Genomic DNA, 16,836 nt, shown 5'->3' on the forward strand with positions numbered 1-16,836 from the left:
GCAGCAGGAACCTCAAACGGGGGTATTGGCGGCGTAATAGTCCCGAGATCTGAACCTGCCGAGTTTCGAACCCGGACAAAACCGCCGATCGGCTGTACCGCGTTCCCTTTGCTGCCGATAGCCTTCCGAGCTTGACTCCGTGAAACGGAGGAGTGGATGCTCACGATTTACCCACCGCGCGAGGAGCTCGCCGACCTTCTCGTGACGGGCCCGTTCGCGGACGCGTTGCGCGTCGCGATCCAGGTGCGGGGACTCAGTCTCGAACGGCTGCAGCACCGTCTGAAGGTGCGGGGAGCGCCGATCAGCGTGACGGCGCTGAGCTACTGGCAGTCGGGTCGCCGCAGACCCGAGCGGCCGGAGTCGATGATGGCCCTGGCCCACCTGGAGGACGTGCTCGGACTTCCCGCGGCCGCGTTGAGCCGCCTGCTCGGCCCACCCCGGCCGCGCGGTCGTTCCCGCAGGCGGGAGCAGTCGGCGCGGACACCGTGGGACGGGTCCGGACTGGTGACGACCGCCCAGCACGACCGGGTCGACGTCGCGCCCTGCGGCGGTGTGCGCGGCGTCCGGTCACGCCAGGTCATGCGGGCGAACACCGCCAATGTGGACCGCTGGATCCTCTGCCAGGAAACGGGTTCCGCTCAGCCCGCGCTCACCGCGGTCCGTTCCTGCCGGGTCGGCCGGATCGCGCGGGAACGCACGAACGGCGTGCTGGTCGCGGAGATGTTGTTCGACGAACCGATCTCCTCCGGCGAGTCGATCGCGATCGAGTACGAATTGATCTATCCACATCCGACTGTCGAGCACACGCATTTCCGGCGCTTCGGCGACCGCGTGCACGACTACGTGCTGGAGATCAAATTCCAGGACTCACCGGAGTCGTGCGAGCAGTTCTCGTCCGGCCCGGCCGGCGCGGAAATGCCCGGCGGAGCCCGCGCGGCCCCCGTGGACGAGGGCGGTTACGCGCACGCCGCCGCGCTCGACTTCGGCCCCGGCCTCTACGGCATGCGCTGGACGGTCGCCGCGAACGCCCCGGGGTCATCCACCCAGGGGAAGTGACCGGCACCGGGCTGCACGACCAGCGTCGCTCGTGCGAACAGCTCCGCGTACTCCCGCGCGCGCTTCGGCGGCAGTGACACGTCGACCTCGCCGGTGACCAGAAGCGTTGGCACGTCGAGCTTCTGGACCTTCTCGCGCACCTTCGCGGGGTCGAACCTGGCCTCCTTGTAGTACTCCACGGCGGCCTTGGGGTGGCGCGGGTGGGCGTCCACCGCACGCGCGGCGTCGTCCCAGCGGCCGTGGAAGAACGGCGTGATCTTCGCGAACGCCTCGGGCGTCACCCGGCCCGCCCACAACTCCTCGAACCCCTCGATCGCCTCGGCGTACCAGGGTTCCCCACTGCGCCGCAGGGCGATCTCGCGGCGGTCGTCGTCGCCGACGTCGATGCCCACCACGAACGGGCTGGGCGCGACGAGCACGAGTTCCTCGACGCGCTCCGGGTAGCGCGTGGCGTAGAGGACCGCGAGCGTGCCTCCCGCGGAGTGCCCGAGCAGCCGGATCCGGTCGAGCCCGAGGTGCCGGCGCAACGCGTCGACGTCGCCCACCTGCTCATCGACGCCGTACGCGGTCGCCTCGTCCGAGTCGCCCGTGCCGCGCAGGTCCAGCCGGATCACGTCGGGCAACGGCAGACCGGCCAGGTACGACGAGTCCTGCATCGGCCCACCGGCCAGGCAGATCAAGGGGTTCTCGGCCTCACCGTGGTAGGCGAGGCCGAGCCCGTCCGCGTTCGTGAAAGTCCCCATGCACCGCAGTGTGTCAGTAGCTGCGCGGCAACTTCAGCGAGTTTTGCGCGACGAAGTTGAGCACCATCTCGCGGGACACCGGCGCGATGCGGGACAGGCGCGACGACGCGAGCATCGACGCGAGGCCGTACTCGCGGCTCAGGCCGTTGCCGCCGTGGATCTGGATCGCCTGGTCGACGGCCGCGGCGATGGCCTCGCCCGCCGCGTACTTGGCCATGTTCGCGGCCTCTCCCGCCTGCTTGTCGCGGCCGGAGTCGTAGAGCGCCGCGGCCTTCTGCGTCATCAGCCGGGCGAGCTCGACCTCGACGTGGACCTTCGCCAGCGGGTGCGCGAGCCCCTGGTGGGCGCCGATCGGGGTGTCCCAGACCGTGCGCTCCTTCGCGTACTTCACGGCCTTGCCGATCGCGAGCCGCGCCGACCCGGTCCCCATGCTCGCACCCATGATCCGCTCGGGGTTGAGCCCGGCGAAGACCTGCAGCAGTCCCTGGTCCGGCGAGCCGACGACGGCGTCGGACGGCAGCCGGACGTCGTCGAAGAACAGCGTGAACTGCTTCTCCGGCATGAAGAGGTCCATGTCGATCTCCTGCCAGGTGAAGCCCTCGGCGTTCGTCGGGACCACGACGAGCACGGGACCGGTCTCCAGGATCGCGACGACGAGCACGGCGTCGACCTCGTCGACACCGGAGATGTAGGTCTTGCCGCCCCTCAGCACCCAGTCGTCACCGTCGCGGCGCACGGTCGTCCGGAGCTTGTGCGAGTTGGAGCCCGCGTCCGGTTCGGTGATCGCGAACGCCATCTTCAGCGTGCCGTCCGCGAAACCGGGCAGCCACTTCGACTTCTGCTCCTCGGTGCCGAAACGCGCGATCACCGTCGCGCAGATCGCGGGCGAGACCACCATGAGCAGCAACGGACATCCCGCCGCCGCCAGCTCCTCGCACACCGCCGCGAGGTCACCGATGCCGCCGCCACCGCCGCCGTACTCCTCGGGCACGGCCACGCCGAGGTACCCGAGCTTGCCGGCCTCTTCCCACAGCTCGGTCGTCTTCTCCCCCGCCCTGGCCTTGGCGATGAAGTACTCGTGCCCGTACTTGGCGCCGAACTCGGAGACCGCCTTGCGCAGCGCGATCCGCTCTTCGGACTCGACGAAGCTCACGATCGATCTCCATTCATTTCGGCTACCACTGCCAGGACATCGCCGGCGTTGACCTGCTGGGCCTGCTCGACGAGGAGTTCGGTGACGGTGCCCGCGTTGGTGGCTAGCACGCGGTGTTCCATCTTCATGGCCTCCAGCACCAGGAGCTCGGCACCGGCCTCGACCACGTCGCCCTGCCGCACCGACACCCTCACAACGGTCCCGGGCATCGGTGCGATGGTCGCCCCCGGCGCGAGCTTCGTCTCCGGTTCGGGGAAGCGCGGCACGACCTTCAGCGTCACCGACCCGCGCGGCGAGTCGACCTCGACCAGATCCCTGTACCGGGCCACCTGGAACGGCGTCCGCACGCCGTCGAGGTCGAGCGCGACCACATCGGCAGTCGCCTGCGATGGGTCGTACTCGACCTCGACCAGTTCCTCGCCGAACAGGAACTTCGCCTTCGGCTGCTGCGACCGCACGTTGCGCCACCCGAGCGGCAGACGCCCGATCCTCCGCGACGCCGCCAGCGCCAGCGCCGCGGCACGCGCAAACGGTTGCGGGTCAACGGTCCTGGTGAGGTCGTGCTCCTCCAGGAACCCGGTGTGCGTGTCCCCGTCGAGGAACGCCTCGTTGCCAAGGATGTCCACGAGCAGCTGGCGGTTCGTGACCAGACCGTGGATCTGAGCGCTCTCCAACGCCGTCGCGAGCTTGCGAGCCGCGCCCCGGCGCGTCGGCGCGTACGCGATCACCTTGGCCAGCATCGGGTCGTAGTGCACGGAGACGACGGACCCGTCCTCGACACCGCTGTCCAGCCGGACGTCGCCGGGCACGTGGAACCGGTGCAGCGTGCCGCTCGCCGGTCGCCAGTCGTTCGCGGGATCCTCGGCGTACAACCGGACCTCGATGGCGTGCCCGCGCGGTTCCGGCACTTCCACCGGCAACCGCGCACCCTCGGCGATCCGCAGCTGCCACTCGACCAGGTCGACGCCGTACACGAGCTCGGTGACCGGGTGCTCGACCTGCAGGCGGGTGTTGACCTCCAGGAAGTGGAAGTCCTCGCCCTTCAGCATGAACTCGACGGTGCCCGCGCCGACGTACCCGATCGACTCGGCCGCCGCGGTGGCCGCCGCGAACAGGCGCTGGCGGACGTCGTCGGTGACCGCCGGGCTGGGCGACTCCTCGACGATCTTCTGGTGCCGCCGCTGGATCGAGCACTCGCGTTCGCCGAGAGCCCACACCGTGCCGTGTGCGTCGGCGAGGATCTGCACCTCGACGTGCCGCGCCTGCTCCAGCAACGGTTCGCAGAACACCGTGGGATCACCGAACGCCGACTCGGCCTCGCGCCGCGCACTCGCCAGCGCGTCGGCGAACCCGGCCTTCTCGCGCACGATCCGCATGCCCCGGCCACCACCACCGGCCGATGCCTTGATCAGCACCGGGAAGTCCGTGACGGTCTCGGGGTCCAGCTCCGGCAACGTCGGCACGCCCGCCGCCGCCATCCGCTTCTTCGCGGCGACCTTGGAGCCCATCGCCTCGATCGACTCCGGTTCCGGCCCGACCCAGGTCAGTCCGGCGGCCTGGACCCGACGCGCGAACTCCGCGTTCTCGCTGAGAAACCCATAACCGGGGTGAACGGCGTCCGCACCCGCGCGCACCGCCGCCTCGACCAGCAGGTCGGCCCGCAGATAGGTCTCGGACGGCGAGGCACCAGGCAGCCGGACCGCGAAGTCGGCCTCGCGCACGTGCGGTGCGTCGGCGTCGGGATCGGAGAACACCGCCACGGTCCGGATGCCCTCGGCCTGACAGGTGCGGATGATCCGGCGGGCGATCTCGCCGCGGTTGGCGATCAGGAGTGACTTGATCACGGGGCTCACATCCGGAAGACGCCGAAGCCGTCGGCGCCCTTGATCGGTCCGCTGTGGACAGCGGAGAGGCAGAGGGCGAGCACGGTCCTGGTGTCGCGCGGGTCGATCACGCCGTCGTCGTAGAGCTTCCCGGACAGGAACGGCGCCAGCGACTGCTCCTCGATCTGCGCCTCCACCATCTTGCGCATGGCGGCGTCGTGCTCCTCGTTGTACTCCTGCCCCTTCGCCATCGCGGCCTGCCGCCCGACGATCGACAGCACCCCGGCGAGCTGCGCCGGGCCCATCACGGCCGACTTGGCGTTGGGCCAGGTGAAGAGGAAACGGGGGTCGTACGCGCGGCCGCACATGCCGTAGTTGCCGGCACCGTACGACGCGCCCATCGTGATCGTCAGGTGCGGCACGCGGCTGTTCGACACGGCGTTGATCATCATCGAGCCGTGCTTGACGATGCCGCCCTGCTCGTACTGCGCGCCGACCATGTACCCGGTGGTGTTCTGCAGGAACACGAGCGGTGTGTCGCTCTGGTTCGCGAGCTGGATGAACTGCGTGGCCTTCTGCGACTCCTCGCTGAACAACACGCCGCGCGCGTTGGCGAGGATGCCGACCGGGTAGCCGTGGATGCGCGCCCACCCGGTGACGAGGCTGTTGCCGTACAACGGTTTGAACTCGTCGAAGTGCGATCCGTCGACGAGCCGCGCGATGACGTCCCGCGGGTCGAACGGCACGCGCTGGTCCTCGGAGACGACGTCGAGGATGCTCTCGGCGTCGAACTCCGGCTCCTCGATCGCGGCCGGCTCAGGCCCGAGCTTGCGCCAGTTCAGCCGCGCCACGACCCGGCGAGCGAGCCTGATCGCGTCGGTCTCGTCCTCCGCGACGAAGTCCGCGAGCCCGGACGTGGCGCCGTGCATGGTCGCGCCACCCAGCGACTCGTCGTCCGAGTCCTCACCGGTCGCCATCTTGACCAGCGGCGGACCGCCCAGGAACACCTTGGAACGATCCTTGATCATGATCACGTAGTCGGACATGCCCGGCACGTACGCGCCACCGGCCGTCGCGTTGCCGAACACCGCCGTGATCGTGGGGATCCCCGCGGCCGACAACCGGGTCAGGTCGCGGAACGCCCGGCCGCCCGGGATGAAGATCTCGCTCTGCGTCGGCAGATCAGCGCCCCCCGACTCGACCAGGCTGACCAGCGGCAACCGGTTCTGCAGCGCGATGTCGTTCGCCCGCAGCGACTTGCGCAGCGTGTACGGGTTCGACGAGCCACCGCGCACCGTCGGGTCGTTCGCGACGATCACGCACTCGACGCCCTCGATCCGCCCGATGCCCGTGACGACCGAGGCGCCGACCGGGAAGTCGGTGCCCCAGGCCGCCAGAGGCGACAGCTCCAGGAACGGGCTGTCCTCGTCGATGAGCAACTCGACCCGTTCCCGGGCGAGGAGCTTGCCGCGCTTGTGGTGCCGCTCGACGTACTTCGGCCCACCCCCGGCCAGCGCTTTCGCGTGTTCGGCGTCCAGACCCGCGATCTTCGCGAGCAGCGCCTCCCTGTTGCCCATCAGGCGAACCCCAATCGTCGTGCCGCGAGCTCGGTCATCACTTCACTCGCGCCGCCCCCGATGCCGAGGATGCGGGCGTCCCGGTAGTGACGCTCCACTTCGGACTCCCGCATGTAGCCCATGCCTCCGTGCAACTGCACCGCTTCGTCGACCACCTCGGCGCAGGCGTCCACGGCCGCGTTCTTCGCGAAGCAGACCTCGGTGACGCAGTCGTCGCCGCGCTGGATCCGCGCGGCGACCTCCCGCGTGTAGGTCCGCGCCAGGTCGATCTTCTGCGCCATCGCGGCCAGCTTGTGCCGCACCACCTGGTTCTTGATCAGCGGTTTGCCGAACGTCTCCCGGTTGCGGGTCCACTCGACGGTCAGGTCCAACGCCCTTTGTGCCGTGGCGTAGGCCTCGACCGCCATCGTCACGCGCTCGACCTGGAACTGCTGCATGATCAGCGCGAACCCCTGGTTCTCCTCGCCCACCAGGTTCGCCACCGGCACGCGCACGCCGTCGAAGTGCAGTTCGGCGGTGTCGCTGCAGTGCCAGCCCATCTTGTCGAGCTTGCGGCGGGTGAACCCGTCCTCGATCACCAGCAGCGAGATGCCCTGGTAGCCCTCGCCACCGGTGCGCACCGCGGTGGTGACGAAGTCCGCCCGGCACCCGGAGGTGATGAACGTCTTCTCACCGGTGACGACGTAGTGGTCACCGTCCCGGACCGCCTTGGTCCTGATCGCCGCGACGTCGGACCCGGCACCGGGTTCGGTGACCGCGAGGCTGCCGATCTTCTCGCCCCGGATCGCGGGCTTCGCGAACCGCTCGATCAGATCGGCGTTCCCGCTCTGCCACAGGTGCGGGATCGCGATGCCGAGCGTGAACAACGCCGCCATCACGCCCGACGAGCCGCCGTTCTGGATGATCTCCTCGGTCAGCGCGACCGAGTCGAGCAGGTCGCCGTGCTCGAACCCGATGCCGAGCAGGTCGAGCTCCGCGGCCTTCTTGTGCAGCTCACGCGGAACCTCGCCGTCGCGCTCCCATTGGTCCAGGTGCGGCGCGATCTCCCTGCGGGTGAAGTCGCGGACGAGCTGCCGCAGCTCCTTCCGCTCGTACAGGTCCTTCGTGATCACAGGAGCTCCTCGGGGATCTCGACTTCCCTGGCACGCAACCACTCGCCCAGTGCCTTGGCCTGCGGGTCGAACCGCGTGCTGCTCGCCACCCCGTCACCGAGCAGGCCGTGCAGCACGAAGTTGAGCGCCCTCAGGTTCGGCAGCTCGTACCGGCTGACCTCGCCGGCCTCCGGCAGCAGTTCCCTGAGCTTCTCCACCGTGAGAAACCCGTTCAGCCACTCGAAAGCCTCGTCCGACCGCACCCACACACCGAGGTTCGCGTCGCCACCCTTGTCCCCGCTGCGCGCGCCGGCGATCACTCCCAGAGGCCGCTTCACAGCAACACCGCCTTGGCACTGACCTCGTCACGGTGCACGTACGCCGCCTTGTACACGCCGAACGGCGTCCCGTCGCCAGGTGGTGCGGTGACGTGGAACCCGGGATAACTCGCCAGCGCCAGTTCGATCGCGGCCCGGCTGAACCCCTTGGCCCGCTTCGGGTCCGCGGTCTTGATGGTCACGTGCAGCAACGCGCTGGCCTGCTCCTCGGTGGCCGCGTCGGCCTGGTCGGTCCGCGCCAGCGTCCACGTCAGCCCGTCGGTGCCGATGGCACCTTCCAACTGCCCGCGCACCAGCTCGGCCTTGGCGTCGACGTCGAGCCCGGTGAGGACGAACGTCGTCGAGTTCCTGAAGCCGCCCAACGTGTTCAGGCACACCTTCAGCGTGTCCGGCGGCGGACTCCCCTGCACACCGCTGATCCTGACCCCGCGCTCGTGCGCGTCGAGCCTGATCGTGTCGAAGTGCGTGGTGACGTCCGGCCCCAGGTATTCCGGCGCCCCGATCTCGTACAACAGCTGCGCCGTCACGGTGTCGACCGTGACCGCGCCACCCGTGCCGTCGTGCTTGGTGATCAGCGACGACCCGTCCTCCTCGATCTCCGCGATCGGGAACCCCGGCCGAGTCACGTCGATCTCGGTGAAGAACGAGTAGTTCCCGCCCGTCGCCTGCGTGCCGCACTCCAGCACGTGCCCGGCGACGGTGGCACCGGCCAGCCGGTCCCAGTCGTCACGCGCCCAGCCGAAGTGCGCCGCGGCGGGCCCGACCACGAGACTCGCGTCGGTGACCCGCCCGGTCACCACGACCTGAGCGCCCTGCCGCAGGCACTCCGCGATCTCCCACGCGCCGAGATAGGCGTTGGCGGTCAACGCCTCCGGGAACCGCGCCTTGAGGTCATCACCGGTGACGTACCCGACCTTGGCATCGAGCTTGCGCGCCAGCCCCTCGGGGTTCAGCCCGCCCGCGTTGACCACGATCTTGACGCCCTGGTCGAGCGCCAGCGCCAGACAGTCCTCCATCTGCCGCAGAAACGTCTTCGCGTATCCCAGCGACGAGTCCTTCATCCGGTCGCGGCCGAGGATCAGCATCGTCAACTCGGCCAGGTAGTCCCCGGTCAGGACGTCGAGCTCGCCGCCTTCGAGCTGCTCCCGCATGGCGGACAGCCGATCGCCGTAGAACCCGGACGCGTTGCCGATCCGGATCACCGGCCACCTCCGGGAGGCCCCGCGAACGCCTGCGCGATCGGCACCCACTCCTCCGCCACCGGACCGGTCGCCTCGATCGCGAGCTCCTTGCGGTTGCGGCGCTGCGTCACCAGCCACGCGAAGTCCAGCGCAGGCCCCGAAACGCGGTTCTCCGCGTCCTCCGGGCCCCAAGTCCAAACCTCGCCGCCGGGCCCGGTCAGCTCGACCCGCACCTCGTCCGTCGGCACCGCCAACCCGTTGAGCAGGAACGCGAAACCCATCGTCCGCACACCGATGTGACACACGTGCTTCAACCGGGCGGTCGGCTCCCGCACCACGCCCAGCGCGTCCGCGACGTCCTGCCCGTGCGCCCAGGTCTCCATGATCCGCGCGGTGGCCATCGACGCCGGGCTCATCGGCGGCCCGAACCAGACGATCTTGCCCGAGGCCTGCGCGAGGTGCTCCCGCAACGCGGAACGCCCGTCCCGCCACAGTTCCAGCAGATCCGGCAGCACCGCCGCCTCGGCCGCGGTCCGGTCCACCACGTCGGCCGTCAGCGGTTGCGCCTGGAACGCCTCGGGGTCGGTGATGGCGAGGATCGCCGCCTTGTCCGTCCACATGAGATGCCCGATCTGATGCCCGACCGTCCAGCCCTCCGCGGGCGTGGGCAGAGTCCAGTCGGCTCCGTCGACGATCGCGTCGAGGTCCCGCGACTCGGCGTCGAGGTCGGCCAGCAGTTCCGTGATCACAGCTGCTCCTCCAGCATCCGCGCCCAGTAACGCACCACGTGCGCCCGGCGCTTGGCGTCATCGGCGAGCTGGTTGGCGAGCGCCAGCCCGCGCACAAGATCAAGGGTTGCCTGCACCGCGTCCTTCACACCCGGCCTGGTGTCGTCCACCTCGAGCAGCTCCAGCGCGAGCCCGTACACCTCGCGCCCCAGCCGTGCCTGCAGCTCCAGCACCTGCTCACGAAGCTCGGGATCCGTCCGCGCGGCCACCCACAGCTCCAGCGCGGCCGTGAACAGGTCGCTGGCGTGGAAGTCCGCGATCAGCTCGACCACGGCGTGCGTGCTCTTCTCGGCGACCTCCGCACGCTGCTTGAGCACCTCGACGCTCTCCGCGCCCACGTGCTCCACTGCCGCCGCGACCAGTTCCCCGCGCGTGCGGAAGTGGTGCAGCTGCGCGCCGCGCGACACCCCGGCCCGCTCGGCCACCTCGGTCGTCGTGGTGCCTGACCAGCCGCGTTCCACCAGGCACTCGACGGTCGCCTCCATCAGCTTCCGCTTCGTCTCCCGCGTGCGGTCGGCCTGGCGCTGCCTCGTCTCCACGCCGCCGAGTCTTCCGCCGAACAAACAAACAGTCAAGCCTGCTTGTAAATGTCCCGAGTAGCGTCCGTCCCGATGAGCATCGTGGAAAGACTCAGGGCCGCCGGCTGCGTGTTCGCCGAGGAGGAGGCCGCCCTCCTAGAAGAAGCAGCCACCAGCCCGGAGCACCTCGAAGACCTGGTCACCCAGCGCGTCAACGGCCTCCCGCTGGAGCACGCCGTCGGCTGGGCGATGTTCTGCGACCAGCGGATCGTCGTCACGAAGGGCGTCTTCGTCCCCCGCCACCGCACCGAACTGCTGGTCGACCTCGCCACCGACCTGAAGCCCTCCACCATCGTCGACCTGTGCTGCGGCTCGGGTGCGGCGGGCGCGGTGCTCCAGCACAGACTCCCGGACGCCACGGTCCACGCCGCCGACATCGACCCGGCAGCGGTCGCCTGCGCGCGCCAGAACCTCACGAACGTCTACGAAGGCGACCTGTTCGACGCCCTCCCGGCACACCTGAAGGGCGCCATCGACGTCGTGGTCGCCAACGTCCCGTACGTACCGACCGACGACATCCGATTCATGCCCGTCGAAGCCCGCGACCACGAGGCGCGCGTGGCACTGGACGGCGGCGCGGACGGCCTGGAGGTCCTGCGCCGCGTGGCAGCCCAGGCAGCGACCTGGCTACGCCCCGGCGGCCACCTGCTGTCCGAGACCAGCGAGCGCCAGGCACCGGCCGCACTCGCCGCGTTCACCGCCGCCGGACTCGACGCCAAGCTCGTGACCAGCGAAGACACGACGGCAGTGGTCGGCAAAAGCTAGCGTACAATGTACGGTATGTCGTACGACGAGGTCATGCAGTGGTTTGCGAAGTGGGACGCGCTCGCGGTGAAGGGCGACGTCGAGGCGATGGCCGACATGGCGCTGTTCCCGATCAACACGGTCACCGACGGTTCGGCGACGTCGTGGGACCGCGAGACGTTCCTGACGGAGATGGGCGCGCAACTGGGCGGTGACGTGCAGATGGAGTCCACCAGGACCCCGCACTTCATCAACGACAACCTGGTCTTCGTGATCACGGACGGCACGATCAACGGGATCACGGTGCGCTACGGCGACCTGCTCACGCGGGTCGGCGGCGAGTGGAAGTTCCAGACGATGGCCCAGGGCGGCTGGGCCGAGTAGAGGAACACCCTGGGGAAGAGGGCGTCCACTCGTAGTCCTCACAAGGGGAAGTTCACAGCAGGGTGAGCTGTTCCTGATCGACGCGCGGCGCCGGCACACCCACCGGCAGGCTGCCGTCGGGCCACACGCCGTCGTCGTCGCCGGGCACACCGGTGACGGCGTCGGTGGACCGCCCTCGCGGCGCCAGTCCGTGCTTCTCGATCAACGGGACCACTCGCGCGGCGAGCCGGGCGCGATACCGCTTGTCCACATAGGACCGATTGCCGTACAGGTACCGGTACGTCTCCACGAGGTCCGGGTGCTCGCGGCGAAGCCAGGCCGCGAACCACTCCTTGGCGCCGGGCCTCAGGTGCAACGGCAGCACCGTGACGCCGGTGGCACCGGCCGCCGCGATCTGCTCCAGCAGGAAGTCCAGCTGCTCGGTGGAATCCGTGAGCTCCGGTAACACCGGCGCCACGAACACCCCGCACGGCAAACCCGCCTCGCGCACCTTCCGCACGAGGTCCAGCCGGGCGGCGGGTGTCGGCGTGCCGGGTTCCAGCGACTTGTGCAGGTCCCGGTCCATCAACGCGAGCGACACCGCGATGCCGACCGGCACGACCTCGGCGGCCGCGGTCAGCAACGGCAGATCACGCGCCAGCAGCGTGCCCTTCGTGAGGATCGAGAAAGGCGTGCGGGAGGCGGTCAACGCCTCGATGATCCCTGGCATCAAGGCGTACCGCCCCTCCGCCCGCTGGTACGGATCGGTGTTGGTGCCGAGCGCCACGTGTTCCTGCTTCCAGCGGTTCGACCGCAGCTGGCGCGACAGCACCTCCCCCGCGTTGACCTTGACGATCAACTGGTTGTCGAAGTCCTTGCCGGTGTCGAGGTCCAGATACGAGTGCGTGTTCCGCGCGAAGCAGTTGTGGGACACGATCCCGTTCGCGATGAAGTCCGCGGTACCGGTCGAGATGTCGTAGAGCGTCATCTCCCCCAACGGTTCCACCGACACGACGCCGAGCGGCTGCTGCGACTTGATCGCCACGCCGTCGATGTCGCGCTTGCGGGTGATCGACGGGTCGACGGTGTGGAAGAACCGCAGGTTCTCCCGCAGCCCGCCGCGCAGCCGCACGACCCGCACACCACGCCGGCGGCGCAGCTCCTCGATCGCGAAGTCGAAGTCGAAGTGCTTGAGAGCCAGGCAGATCGCTTCCAGAACGGTGGCGTTGCGCGTCGACATCCGCAGGATGCTGCGCGAGCAGGTCCCGAGGTAGTCGAACGCGCCGGCCAGGAATCCCTTGAGCCAGTCGGGGTTCGGGGCTATCTGCCAGTGCGCTAGCTCGCGCACCTGGTGCAGAAATCCCCTCCCTTCTCGCACTCCGAAGTAGTCGAGATACTCCTGAGTGCGGTCCATGGCCTCGATGTCGGCCAGGGGGATGTGGAACTCGGTCTCGTCGTCCACCATGCCGCGCAGGTAGCCGCGGCGGTAGTCGTCGGTCACGGACGGCTGCTCGACGAACGCGCCCGTGCCCATCAGCTTGTTGCCCGTCGTGAGGTGCGGCCTGCGCCCGACCCCCGCCGTCTCACCCGTCACGTGCTTCCAGCCGCGGTCGGTCAGGAACCGGTGATCACCGGACGCGACCACGGTCGTGCCGTCCTCCAGCGTCAGCCGGTACGCGGTCTTGCGCGTTTCCCACTGCGCGAGAACGGTCGTGAGCTTGTAGCGCCGGTAGTTGCCGACGAGCTCGGTGCCGTAGATCTCGTCGCCTTCACGCAGCTCGGACAACGGTTTCGTGCGACCGTTGCCCATGAGGATCGGCGTGTCACCGGCCAGGCAGTAGGTGCAGGCGTGTGAGCAGCCGCGATACGGGTTCACCGTCCACGAGAACGGCAGCGACGAACCCGGTACCCCGTTGAGCACGGATTTGGCGCGGACCTCGTGGAACACCACGTCCGCGAACTCAGGAGTTCGTACGCTGCGCACCAGTCCCGGTAGCCCCGGTAGTGCCTGCTGCGGCTCTGCCTCGAGTTTCTGTCCGTCCCATCGCACACTTCGATTCGAACACATGTTCGAACAGCGGTCAAGGAGTGCCCGTGTCACCCGTTGAGGTAGCAGGCTTCGTCACCGGCGCACTGTGCGTGTGGCTGGTTGCCCGTCAGAACCCGTGGAACTGGCCCATCGGGATCGCCAACAACGTCGCGTTCCTCGTGCTGTTCTGGGGCAGCGGCCTCTACGCCGACTCCGGTCTCCAGATCGTCTACATGGCACTCGCGGTCTACGGCTGGTGGGCGTGGGTGCGCGGTGGTGAGCAGCACTCGACGCTGCACGTCACCCGCACCACGACGCCGCAGTGGGTCTGGCTCGCGGTCGCCGGCGTGCTCGGAACCGGCCTGCTGCACTGGGTTCTCGTCACCTTCACCGAGTCGACCGTGCCCTTCTGGGACGCCATCACGACGGTGCTGTCGCTGCTCGCGACCTGGGGTCAGGCGCGCAAGAAGGTCGAGTGCTGGTGGCTGTGGATCGCCGCGGACGTGATCTACGTACCGCTCTACGCGTACAAGGAGCTGTACCTGACGGCGGTGTTGTACGTGGGGTTCATGGTGCTGTGCGTGATCGGCCTGCGGAACTGGACGAAGGACCTCAAGAAGGTGACCGCGTGAAGGAGTTCGGCCACGCGCTCGTGCTCGGCAAGTTCTACCCACCGCACAACGGCCACCACCACCTCATCGAGACGGCCGCCTCCCGCAGCGAGCGCACGACCGTCACGGTGCTGGCGGCCTCGCACGAGACCATCCCGCTCGACCACCGCGTGCGCTGGCTGACCGAGACCCACACCGATCCGGGCATCCGGATCATCGGCGACCTCGACGACCACCCGATGGACTTCGATTCCGACGAGATCTGGGACCTGCACGTCGCACTGACCCGTGCGGTGCTGGCCCGGCGCGCGATCGCGGACGGGGACCCCGCGCTGGCCCCGGTCGACGTCGTGTTCTCCAGCGAGAAGTACGGCGACGAACTGGCCCGCAGACTCGGCGCCCAGCACGTCCTCGTCGACCTCGACCGCCTCGCGCACCCGGTCTCCGGCACGGCGATGCGCACCGACCCCGTCGCGAACTGGCACCACCTCGCGCCCGCGACCCAGCGCGGCCTGGGCCGCAAGGTCGTGGTCGTCGGCGCGGAGAGCACCGGCACGACGACGCTCTCGAAACAGCTCGCCGACCACTTCGGGGCGCCCTGGATCCCGGAGTACGGCCGCGAGCACACCGAACACAAGCTGACGGCCGCACGGGCGTTCGATCCGGAAGCCACGGTGGACGGTCTGGTGTGGACCCTGGGTGACTTCGAAGACGTTGCGCACGAACAGGAACGCCGAATCCAGGTCGAGACGGCACCGCTCGTGATCGCGGACAACGACGCCTTCGCCGCCACGGTCTGGGGCGAGCGCTACCTCGGTTTCCGGCCGGAACTCCCACTTGGCAGCGAACCGGACCTGTACCTGCTGACCGACCACGTGGGCGTTCCGTTCGAACAGGACGGCTGGCGTGACGGCGAACACCTCCGCGAGTGGATGACAGCACTGTTCGAACGCGAGCTCACGAAACGTGGCGTGCCGTGGCTGAAGCTCACCGAGGACAGGTTCGCCGCAGGCAAAACGGCCATCGAACATCTCATGGGGCAGGATGTCGCGCGTGGGTCACGGTCACGGGCATAGCCATGCGCTGAACGAGGAACCGGCATCGCAGCGCGTGCGCACGTTGCTGATGTGGCTGTTGGTGCCGTTGGCACTGGCCACGGTCGTCGGCGCCGCGCTGCTGTACCCGTTCGGGGTCGAGCAGAAGACCGGCGCGGAGATCGGCCTGCACCAGACTCCCGTCGAGGCCGTCGTCACGGGCGTGGCCGAGAACTGCGGCGAGAAGTGCGTCGCGGTGACGGTGAAGATGACCGACGGCGCCGCGAGCGGGCAGAGCATCACGATCCCGAGCGTGAAGGGCCCCGGCGCGCCGAGCTTCACGCTGGGCGACGAGGTGGTGCTGTCCTACGCGGGCAGCCAGCCGCAGGCCGCCGAGTCGTACCAGATCGTCGACTTCCAGCGCGGCTGGTCGCTCGCCGTGCTGGCACTGCTGTTCGCGGCGGCTGTACTGCTGCTCGGACGCTGGCAGGGCCTCGCCGCGCTGGGCGCGTTGCTGCTGAGCTTCGTGGTGCTGGTGCTGTTCGTGATGCCGTCGATCCTGGCGGGCGAGAACCCGCTGATGGTCGCGGTGGTCGGCGCCGGACTGATCATGTTCGTGGTGCTGTACCTGACCCACGGCATATCGGCGCGCACGTCGACCGCGGTGCTCGGAACGCTGGTCAGCCTGGCGCTGATCGGCGTGCTGGGCGCGGTGTTCTCGGCCCTGTCGAGCCTGACCGGCATCGACGACGACACCACGAACCTCGTCACGCTGCTCGGCACCGAAATCGACACGCGCGGCCTGTTGCTCGCGGGCACGCTGATCGGCGCGCTGGGTGTGCTCGACGACGTGACGGTCACCCAGACCAGTGCGGTGTGGGAGCTGCGCCGGGCCAACGACAAGCTGACGTGGCGCGAGCTCTTCGCGGCGGGCTCGCGGATCGGGCGCGACCACATGTCGTCCGTCGTGAACACGCTCGTGATGGCCTACGCGGGCGCCGCGCTGCCGTTGCTGCTGGCGATCTCGCTGGCCGGGCGGTCGCTGGGCGAGGTCCTCACCGCCCAGCAGATCGCGCAGGAGATCGTGCGGACCCTGGTCGGCAGCATCGGCCTGGTGGCGGCGATCCCGGTGACCACGGCACTCGCGGCCCTGATCGCGGTGCGCCAGGAGGTCGCCCCGATCTCCGCTCCAGAGCCCGACCCCGAACCTGAGCCCGAGCCCGAGACCAAGACCGTGAAGCGCGCCGCGAAGCCCGTGGCGAAACCACGGCCCGCGCGCATCGAGGGCGACCTCTTCACCGGCTACGACCCCGACAAGGGGCCGTGGGAACGCCCTAGTGAGCCAAGAGCACGAAGAGCAGCGTCAGCACGCCCGGCACCACCTGCACGAAGAAGATCTTCCGGCTCGCCGTGAACGTGCCGTAGAGGCCCGCGACGATCACGAACACCGTGAACAGCACGGACGCGCCGAAGTCCTGGCGGATCAGCGCGTAGATCAGGCCGGCGGCGAGGAAGCCGTTGTAGAGGCCCTGGTTCGCTGCGAGGGACTTCGACGCCTGAGCGAACTCGGGCGTGATACCGAACGCCTTCTGGCCGCGCGGGGTCGTCCAGAGGAACATCTCGAGCACCACGATGTAGAGGTGGATCAACGCCACGAGGGCGAGCAGAACGTTGGCGATGACCTGCACTTGGGTTCCTCCTCAGAGCTGACACACGCGGTGAGACAA

15 protein-coding genes and 1 pseudogene are annotated in these 16,836 nt (G+C 69.0%); 6 read left to right on the forward strand and 10 right to left on the reverse strand.

Annotated elements, in window-relative coordinates:
- Nucleotides 1–156 precede the first annotated feature (156 nt).
- The gene (locus PV646_RS38645) at nucleotides 157–1,056 is read left to right on the forward strand and encodes a helix-turn-helix domain-containing protein (RefSeq protein WP_500347395.1); all 900 of its coding nucleotides are present in this window, start codon (nucleotides 157–159) and stop codon (nucleotides 1,054–1,056) included.
- On the opposite strand, the gene PV646_RS38650 is transcribed toward PV646_RS38645, so the two are convergent.
- From PV646_RS38650 to PV646_RS38685, 8 genes and pseudogenes are all read right to left on the reverse strand, one after another.
- Entirely contained in the window at nucleotides 996–1,799 is an 804-nt protein-coding gene (locus PV646_RS38650; RefSeq protein WP_500347397.1) for an alpha/beta fold hydrolase, read from the reverse strand. The two genes, PV646_RS38645 and PV646_RS38650, sit on opposite strands and share 61 nt — an antisense overlap.
- A 13-nt stretch (nucleotides 1,800–1,812) precedes the next feature.
- Entirely contained in the window at nucleotides 1,813–2,955 is a 1,143-nt protein-coding gene (locus PV646_RS38655; protein WP_500347721.1) for an acyl-CoA dehydrogenase family protein, read from the reverse strand.
- Complete coding sequence (locus PV646_RS38660) at nucleotides 2,949–4,796, reverse strand: acetyl/propionyl/methylcrotonyl-CoA carboxylase subunit alpha (protein WP_500347399.1); 1,848 nt, start codon at nucleotides 4,794–4,796, stop codon at nucleotides 2,949–2,951. Before PV646_RS38660 ends, PV646_RS38655 begins: the two co-directional genes overlap by 7 nt.
- Before the next feature lie 5 nt (nucleotides 4,797–4,801).
- Nucleotides 4,802–6,352, reverse strand: coding sequence for an acyl-CoA carboxylase subunit beta (locus PV646_RS38665; protein ID WP_500347401.1), 1,551 nt, complete (start codon nucleotides 6,350–6,352; stop codon nucleotides 4,802–4,804).
- Nucleotides 6,352–7,464, reverse strand: coding sequence for an acyl-CoA dehydrogenase family protein (locus PV646_RS38670; RefSeq protein WP_500347403.1), 1,113 nt, complete (start codon nucleotides 7,462–7,464; stop codon nucleotides 6,352–6,354). Before PV646_RS38670 ends, PV646_RS38665 begins: the two co-directional genes overlap by 1 nt.
- Nucleotides 7,461–8,932: pseudogene (locus PV646_RS38675) on the reverse strand (acyclic terpene utilization AtuA family protein). Before PV646_RS38675 ends, PV646_RS38670 begins: the two are co-directional and overlap by 4 nt.
- 47 nt (nucleotides 8,933–8,979) lie before the next feature.
- Complete coding sequence (locus PV646_RS38680; protein WP_500347404.1) at nucleotides 8,980–9,711, reverse strand: TIGR03084 family metal-binding protein; 732 nt, start codon at nucleotides 9,709–9,711, stop codon at nucleotides 8,980–8,982.
- Nucleotides 9,708–10,289 (reverse strand): TetR/AcrR family transcriptional regulator, encoded by a 582-nt coding sequence (locus tag PV646_RS38685; RefSeq protein ID WP_500347406.1) that lies wholly within the window; start codon nucleotides 10,287–10,289, stop codon nucleotides 9,708–9,710. Before PV646_RS38685 ends, PV646_RS38680 begins: the two co-directional genes overlap by 4 nt.
- Nucleotides 10,290–10,361: 72 nt before the next feature.
- Here PV646_RS38685 and PV646_RS38690 point away from each other — a divergent pair, with 72 nt between their 5' ends.
- Nucleotides 10,362–11,093 carry a putative protein N(5)-glutamine methyltransferase gene (locus PV646_RS38690; RefSeq protein ID WP_500347407.1) on the forward strand — a complete coding sequence of 244 codons (732 nt, stop codon included), beginning with the start codon at nucleotides 10,362–10,364 and terminating at the stop codon, nucleotides 11,091–11,093.
- A gap of 15 nt (nucleotides 11,094–11,108) precedes the next feature.
- Nucleotides 11,109–11,456: a nuclear transport factor 2 family protein gene (locus PV646_RS38695; protein ID WP_500347409.1), complete on the forward strand. Its 348-nt coding sequence runs from the start codon at nucleotides 11,109–11,111 to the stop codon at nucleotides 11,454–11,456.
- A 52-nt stretch (nucleotides 11,457–11,508) separates the two neighbouring features.
- Here the strand turns inward: PV646_RS38695 and PV646_RS38700 are convergent, their stop codons facing one another.
- Nucleotides 11,509–13,485, reverse strand: coding sequence for an intein-containing Rv2578c family radical SAM protein (locus tag PV646_RS38700; protein ID WP_500347410.1), 1,977 nt, complete (start codon nucleotides 13,483–13,485; stop codon nucleotides 11,509–11,511).
- 38 nt (nucleotides 13,486–13,523) lie between these two features.
- Here PV646_RS38700 and pnuC point away from each other — a divergent pair, with 38 nt between their 5' ends.
- From pnuC to PV646_RS38715, 3 genes are read left to right on the forward strand one after another with little or no spacing between them, the layout of a single operon-like run.
- Nucleotides 13,524–14,096, forward strand: coding sequence for a nicotinamide riboside transporter PnuC (pnuC, locus tag PV646_RS38705; protein ID WP_500347412.1), 573 nt, complete (start codon nucleotides 13,524–13,526; stop codon nucleotides 14,094–14,096).
- Entirely contained in the window at nucleotides 14,093–15,151 is a 1,059-nt protein-coding gene (locus tag PV646_RS38710; RefSeq protein ID WP_500347413.1) for an AAA family ATPase, read from the forward strand. Before pnuC ends, PV646_RS38710 begins: the two co-directional genes overlap by 4 nt.
- A gap of 34 nt (nucleotides 15,152–15,185) precedes the next feature.
- Complete coding sequence (locus PV646_RS38715) at nucleotides 15,186–16,523, forward strand: YibE/F family protein (RefSeq protein WP_500347415.1); 1,338 nt, start codon at nucleotides 15,186–15,188, stop codon at nucleotides 16,521–16,523.
- Here the strand turns inward: PV646_RS38715 and PV646_RS38720 are convergent.
- Nucleotides 16,444–16,797, reverse strand: coding sequence for a DUF1304 domain-containing protein (locus PV646_RS38720; protein WP_500347417.1), 354 nt, complete (start codon nucleotides 16,795–16,797; stop codon nucleotides 16,444–16,446). The genes PV646_RS38715 and PV646_RS38720 overlap by 80 nt on opposite strands.
- Nucleotides 16,798–16,836 lie beyond the last annotated feature (39 nt).

Source organism: Streptomyces sp. ID05-26A, from assembly GCF_033794685.1.
Lineage (GTDB): Bacteria > Actinomycetota > Actinomycetes > Mycobacteriales > Pseudonocardiaceae > Lentzea.

Excerpts from the sequence above, each read along its gene's own strand:
- PV646_RS38645 (WP_500347395.1), top strand. The coding sequence starts at position 157 with ATGCTCACGATTTACCCACCGCGCGAGGAGCTCGCCGACCTTCTCGTG.
- PV646_RS38650 (WP_500347397.1), bottom strand. The coding sequence starts at position 1,799 with ATGGGGACTTTCACGAACGCGGACGGGCTCGGCCTCGCCTACCACGGT.
- PV646_RS38665 (WP_500347401.1), bottom strand. The coding sequence starts at position 6,352 with ATGGGCAACAGGGAGGCGCTGCTCGCGAAGATCGCGGGTCTGGACGCC.
- PV646_RS38690 (WP_500347407.1), top strand. The coding sequence starts at position 10,362 with ATGAGCATCGTGGAAAGACTCAGGGCCGCCGGCTGCGTGTTCGCCGAG.
- PV646_RS38695 (WP_500347409.1), top strand. The coding sequence starts at position 11,109 with ATGTCGTACGACGAGGTCATGCAGTGGTTTGCGAAGTGGGACGCGCTC.